Raw genomic sequence first — 6,260 nt, 5'->3', positions numbered from 1 at the left:
CAATGGCTTAACGGACAGTGTTCGCTATCCGTTCACGTCCAACTGTTCAAGTTGGGTCAGGATCAAGATGGTCGAGCCGATCCGCATGACCGAACGACCGTACCGCGAAGCCGCGCTGCGGGCAGCCGGGCTCAACCCGTTCCTGTTGCGCAGCGAGGATGTCTATATCGATCTCCTCACCGACAGCGGCACCGGCGCGATGAGCGATCGCCAATGGGCTGGCCAGATGCTCGGCGACGAGGCCTATGCCGGCAGCCGCAACTACTACCGGCTGGCCGAAACCGTCGAACGGCTGTTCGGCTATCCCTATACCATTCCGACCCATCAGGGACGCGGCGCGGAACAGATCCTGTTCCCGGAAATGGTCAAGCGGCGCGGCTCGGCGACGCCGGTCTTCCTGTCGAACTACCATTTCGACACGACGAAGGCGCATGTCGAGATCGCCGGTGCGAAAGCGATCAACGTGCTGACCAAATCCGCCCTCGATACGGCCAGGCACGACGACTGGAAGGGGAATTTCGATCTGGCGGAACTGCTTCATGCGATCGAAATCCACGGCCGCCAGAACGTCGCCGGCATCATCGCCACCATCACCTGCAACAGCGCCGGCGGCCAGCCGATGTCGATGGCCAATCTGCGCACCGTTTCCGGATATGCGCGGGAAATGGGCATCCCGATGATCATCGACGCCACGCGCTTTGCCGAGAATGCCTGGTTCATCAAGCAGCGGGAAACCGGCTATGCCGAGCGCTCGATCCGCGACATCGTGCGGGAGATGATGTGCTATGGCGACATGCTGACCCTGTCGGCGAAGAAGGACGGATTGGTGAACATTGGCGGCTTCTGCGCCTTTCGCCAGGACGAAGATCTGTTTCGCGCCGTCCAGACCCGGTGCGTCCCCATGGAGGGTTTCATCACCTATGGCGGTTTGGCCGGGCGCGACATGGAGGCGGTCGCGATCGGGCTCGAAGAGGCGGTCGAAAGCGACTATCTCGCCTATCGCATCGGCCAGGTCGCCTATCTCGGCGAAAGGCTGCGAGACGCCGGCGTGCCGATCCAGTATCCGACCGGCGGACATGCGGTGTTCGTTGATGGCGCGGCCGTCCTTCCACATGTGCGGCCCGAGCAGTTTCCGGCACACGCGCTCGCGTGCGAACTCTATCTAGAGGCCGGCGTGCGCGCGGTGGAGATCGGCTCGCTGATGCTGGGGCGTGATCCACAAACCGGCAAGCAGGAAGCGTCGCCTCTCGAATTGTTGCGCCTCACCATTCCGCGCCGTGTCTACACCAACGATCATATGGACTATATCGCCGACGCACTGATCGCGGTCGCGGCACGTGCGAAAAGCATCGGAGGACTCGACTTCGAGTATGAGCCTCCGGTCTTGCGGCATTTCACGGCGCGCTTTCGTTGGGCGGAACCGGCCCCGGCGGCACCTAGGAAGGAACTGGTCGACGCATGAGCCCGCTGGTCAAGCGCTATCTCGAGGAGCGGGGGGCGACGTTCTCCGTGGTGACGCACCGGCCGCTGATCTCGTTCGAGGACGCCAAGGAGATTCTGCCGCACGACCCCCGAAACATGGTCAAGAGCCTGGTCTTTCGCTGCGCCGACGACAGTCTTGCGATCGTCGCCCTGCGGGCAGCGGAGCGCGCCGACTACAAGAAGATCGCCGGCGCGATCGGAGAACGGCGGGCCGACTTACGCATGGCCGAGCCGGAATACGTAAAGGACAGGCTCGATCTGGAAATCGGCGGCGTCGTTCCGCTGCCGATCAACGGAGCGCGCGTGTTCATCGACCACAACGTCCTTGAGTTGACGGAGGTCGTCTGCGGCACGGGCCGCAACACCGCGACCCTGGTGATCGCGCTCTCCGAACTGATGCGGATCGCCCAGGCGGCGGTGGCGGACCTGTCGAAGCCGGCGGGTGCCGCAACCCAGCCCGGCCCTGCCGTGGGCTGAGAGCGGCGATGCACTGGCCGCGCATCAGGCTCTCCGAGGGACCGGTGACGATCAGGATTGCCGCCATCGCGTTGGTTGGGCTCGGTGTCTTCGGCGTGGTCCGTGCGGCGGTGAATCTGCTCGGATACTGATCCGGCGGCAGACGGCAATCCGTCGACGGATGGCTGGCACTGCTTTCCCGAGCGTGACTGTGGATTGCCTGCGCGCGTTTTCCCCACGTTGCATCTTCCCGACGCCTCAAGTGGCGGGGACCAGGCGATTCGATTTACAGCGCCCTGGCTTTATTTGTATCTGATCTGCTGATACATAACCCGTGTGACGAGTGCGGGGCCATATGTCGACTGAAATCATGGTTGTCGATCCGCTTGAGCGGCTCGATTTGCTGAAGAGCCTCGCGAGCGAGGTTCGGGTCCGGATTCTCGACCTGCTGCACCGCAAGGGGCCGAAAAACGTCAATCAAGTGGCCGAGGAACTGGGTCTTCCGCAATCGACGATTTCCGCAAACATCCAGGTTCTTGTCGATGTCGGTTTGATCGAGACGAAGTCTCAGAAGGCGCGCAAGGGAAGCCAGAAGGTCTGCTATTCGACCTTCTCCGAGCTGGTTGTCGTCTTCAAGGACCGCACCCCGGCGCAGGATCTCGGCGTCATAGAAGTGGCGATGCCGCTTGGACTTTACACAAGATGCGAAGTCTCCGCTCCCTGCGGCCTGTGTTCAAAGGACGGCGTCATCGGACTTCTCGATGTTCCCGACACCTTCCTCGATCCTGACCGTATGCGGGCCGGACTGCTGTGGTTCACGCGCGGTTTCGTCGAATACCAGTTTCCCAACAATGCGACGCTTGCCAATGCCAAGGTCGGCGGGCTGGAGCTGGCAATGGAGCTTTCGTCGGAGGTGCCGGGCACATCGAAGGATTGGCCATCGGACATCACGGTCGCGATCAACGGACACGAGATCGATACCTGGACGGCGCCAGCCGACTATGGCGACAAGCGCGGCAAGCATACGCCCGGCTGGTGGAAGCTGGCCGGATCGCAGTATGGCGACCTCGCACACTGGCGCGTCACGAGCAACGGCACCTATCGCAACAACGACAAGGTTTCCAAATGCTCGCTGGCTGACCTTGAGCTCGAGCGGCATCGCTCGATCCGGATACGAATCGGCGTGAAGGAAGATGCGCGTCACCCCGGCGGCATAAACATCTTCGGCAGCGGCTTCGGCAATTACAGCAACGACATCGTTCTGCGCCTGCTGAAGGCCTGAGGGCATACTAGACCCTTGACGGACGGATGGACTCCGCCCTTAACTGATCCATGACCCGGATATAAATCGGAAAGTCGGATTGATAATCCGCAGTGGAGGAATCATGAAGGCCAGAGTCACGGCGAACGCGGCCTATGCCGTCGCGGATATCGACAAACGCCTTTACGGCTCGTTTCTCGAACATCTTGGCCGGGCGGTCTACACGGGCATCTACGAGCCCGGACATCCGCAAGCGGACGCCGAGGGGATGCGCAAGGACGTGATCGAGCTGGTGCGTGCGCTCGACACGCCGATCTGCCGTTACCCGGGTGGCAATTTCGTGTCCGCCTACAATTGGGAAGACGGCATAGGCCCAAAGGAGAACCGCCCGCGGCGGCTCGATCTTGCCTGGCGCACCACGGAGCCGAACCTTGTCGGCATCCACGAATTCGCCGGCTGGGCCGAAAAAGCCGGCACCGAGATGATGCTTGCGGTCAATCTCGGCTCCCGCGGCCTCGACGAGGCGCGGGCCTTCGTTGAATACGTCAACCACCCGGGCGGCAGCTACTGGTCCGACCTCAGGGCCAAGAACGGACGCGCGCAACCCTGGAACTGCCGCCTGTGGTGTCTCGGCAATGAAATGGACGGCCCCTGGCAGGTCGGCCACAAGTCGGCCAGCGAATACGGCCATCTGGCCAACGAGACCGCCAAGGCGCTGCGCGGCCTCGACCCGACGGTGGAACTGGTCGTGTGCGGCTCGTCGCATTCCAATATGCCGACCTATCCGCAGTGGGAAGCGACCGTGCTGGAAGCGACCTACGAGCAGGTCGACTACATCTCCCTTCACATGTATTTCGAGAATTACGAGAAGAATACGGCCGAATATCTCGCTCTTCCGGCCAAGCTCGACCGCTACATCGGCACGGTCGCGGGCATCATCGACTACGTGAAGGCCAAGACCCGCTCTAAGCGGGACGTGAAGATCTCCTTCGACGAGTGGAACGTCTGGTACCACCAGCGCAAGCAGGACGCCGAGCGCATGCGCGGCTGGGACTGGCCGGAAGCGCCCAGGCTTCTGGAAGACATCTACAATTTCGAGGACGTGCTGCAGGTCGGCTGCATCCTCAATACCTTCATCCGCCGGTCGGATGTTGTTCGCATCGCCTGCATCGCGCAGCTGGTGAACGTTATCGCGCCGATCATGACCGATCCCGGCGGCAGCGCCTGGCGGCAGACGATCTACTGGCCTTTCATGCTGGCCTCCAGGCACGGCCGCGGCACCGCGCTGCAGCTCGCGGTCGAGGTGCCTACCTATGACGCGGCCGCGGCCGACAAGGTGCCGTGGCTCGACATTGCAGGCGTACACGATTCGAACGCAGGCGCGCTGACCTTCTTCGCAATCAACCGGCACGGGTCCGAGACGATCGAGGCCGAAATCGCCCTCGAGAGGTTCGCCGCCAAGTCCATCGAGCACACGATCATCCGTCACGACGATCTCGAGGCCTGCAACACGAAGGACGCGCCGGACAACGTATCGCCGGTCAAAGGCAAGGGGGCAGCGCTCAGCAGCAAGGGAATGACGCTGAACTTGCCACCGCACTCCTACTCGATGGTGCGTGTGACATTGTGAGTTAATATCCGACTATCAGATACATACCGTAAAATCCGTTGCAGGCGGTTCGGTTTGGTGTAGCATTGACACGTTCAAGGCGGATCTAACCGCCGTACTCGGGAGGAAGCTGAGATGAACTTTCGCAGGATGATGGCCATAGCGGTGGTTGCGGCCGGAGGATTTTGGGCCGTCGCGGCCCAGGCCGAAGAAACCGTCGCATGGTGGGATTTCCTCGGCGGCGGCGACGGTGTGCGCATGAAGCAGATGATCTCCGACTTCAACGCCGCCCACGCCGGAAAGATCAAGATCGACGCCACGACGCTGGAGTGGGGCACGCCCTTCTACGCGAAGGTGCAGACCTCGGCCGCGGTCGGTGAGGCGCCAGACGTCATGACCTATCATGCCAGCCGCATCCCCTTGGCGGTGAGCCAGGATATTCTCCAAGAAATCACCGCCGACGACATGAGCAGGATGGGCCTCTCGGCCTCGGATTTCGCCCAGACGACGATGGGCGCCGTGACGGTCGACGGCAAGCAATACGCAGTGCCGCTCGATACCCATCCGATCGTCCTGTACTACAATCGCGTCCTCCTGAAGAAGGCAGGCGTGCTCGGCGACGACGGCCGTCCCCTGGGCATGAAAAACAAGGAGGAATTCACCGCGACACTGCAGAAGCTGAAGGATGCCGGCGTCGAGTTCCCCTTGGGCAGCGTCACCGCCGACGGCAACTTCATGTACCGCACCATTTACTCGCTGGTGTGCCAGCAAGGCGGCGAGCTTCTGACGGGCAACGAGTTCCTCGCCGGCGACAACGGCAAGAAGCTGGCGAATGCGTTGACAGTTCTGCAAGGGTGGACGAAGGCCGGGTTGCAGTCGACCTATACGGACTATCCCGCAACCGTCGCCCTGTTCACCTCGGGCAAGGCCGCAATGATGATCAACGGTGTCTGGGAGGTTCCCACGATGACCGACCTCGCCAAGCAAGGCAAGCTGTTCGACTGGGGCGCCGTTGAGATACCGGTGATCTTCGACAAGCCATGCACCTATGCGGACAGCCACTCGTTCGCAATCCCGAAGAATAAGGGCAAGGAGATCAGCCCGGACAAGCGTGCCGCCGTTCTCGAGGTGATCTCATGGATGGACAAGCACTCGCTGTTCTGGGCCACGGCAGGCCACATCCCGGCCTACAAGCCTGTCACAGAGTCGGCCGAATACAAGGCAATGCAGCCCAATGCGACCTACTCGACGCTGACGGCAAACATGATCTTCGATCCGAAGTCGCCCAAGGCCGGTGTCGCCGGGCCGATCTTCGACATCATGTCCAACTATTTCGTGCCGACCCTCAACGGCGAGATGGACCCGGGGGAGGCGGTGAAATCCATCAAGGAAGAGCTGAACAGCATGTAGGGCTCAAAGGCTGGGACCGCCCTGCCCAGGGCGGCCCCAACC

The 6,260-nt window shown here is 61.9% G+C and carries 6 protein-coding genes; all 6 read left to right on the top strand.

All coding sequences use genetic code 11. From position 1 onward, the window contains the following. The first annotated feature begins 67 nt into the window (after positions 1-67). The 6 genes from QQK95_RS28580 to QQK95_RS28555 all read left to right on the top strand — a co-directional run bounded on the left by QQK95_RS28580 (position 68) and on the right by QQK95_RS28555 (position 6,218). Positions 68-1,462, top strand: a complete 1,395-nt coding sequence (locus QQK95_RS28580) for a tryptophanase (protein WP_284277793.1) — start codon at positions 68-70, stop codon at positions 1,460-1,462. Then, positions 1,459-1,959, top strand: a complete 501-nt coding sequence (locus QQK95_RS28575) for an aminoacyl-tRNA deacylase (RefSeq protein ID WP_284277788.1) — start codon at positions 1,459-1,461, stop codon at positions 1,957-1,959. Before QQK95_RS28580 ends, QQK95_RS28575 begins: the two co-directional genes overlap by 4 nt. A gap of 8 nt (positions 1,960-1,967) precedes the next feature. After that, positions 1,968-2,090, top strand: coding sequence for a hypothetical protein (locus QQK95_RS28570; RefSeq protein WP_284277786.1), 123 nt, complete (start codon positions 1,968-1,970; stop codon positions 2,088-2,090). 203 nt (positions 2,091-2,293) lie between these two features. Beyond that, positions 2,294-3,220: an ArsR/SmtB family transcription factor gene (locus QQK95_RS28565; protein ID WP_284277785.1), complete on the top strand. Its 927-nt coding sequence runs from the start codon at positions 2,294-2,296 to the stop codon at positions 3,218-3,220. Positions 3,221-3,323: 103 nt separating this feature from the next. Further along, a complete protein-coding gene (gene arfA / locus QQK95_RS28560; protein WP_284277784.1) occupies positions 3,324-4,829 on the top strand; it encodes an arabinosylfuranosidase ArfA in 1,506 nt (501 codons plus the stop codon). A gap of 114 nt (positions 4,830-4,943) precedes the next feature. Beyond that, positions 4,944-6,218, top strand: a complete 1,275-nt coding sequence (locus tag QQK95_RS28555) for an extracellular solute-binding protein (protein ID WP_284277783.1) — start codon at positions 4,944-4,946, stop codon at positions 6,216-6,218. Positions 6,219-6,260: the final 42 nt, after the last annotated feature.

Source organism: Mesorhizobium huakuii (genome assembly GCF_030160235.1).
GTDB classification, from domain to species: domain Bacteria; phylum Pseudomonadota; class Alphaproteobacteria; order Rhizobiales; family Rhizobiaceae; genus Mesorhizobium; species Mesorhizobium huakuii.
This window is presented reverse-complemented; position numbering and strand designations above follow the sequence as displayed.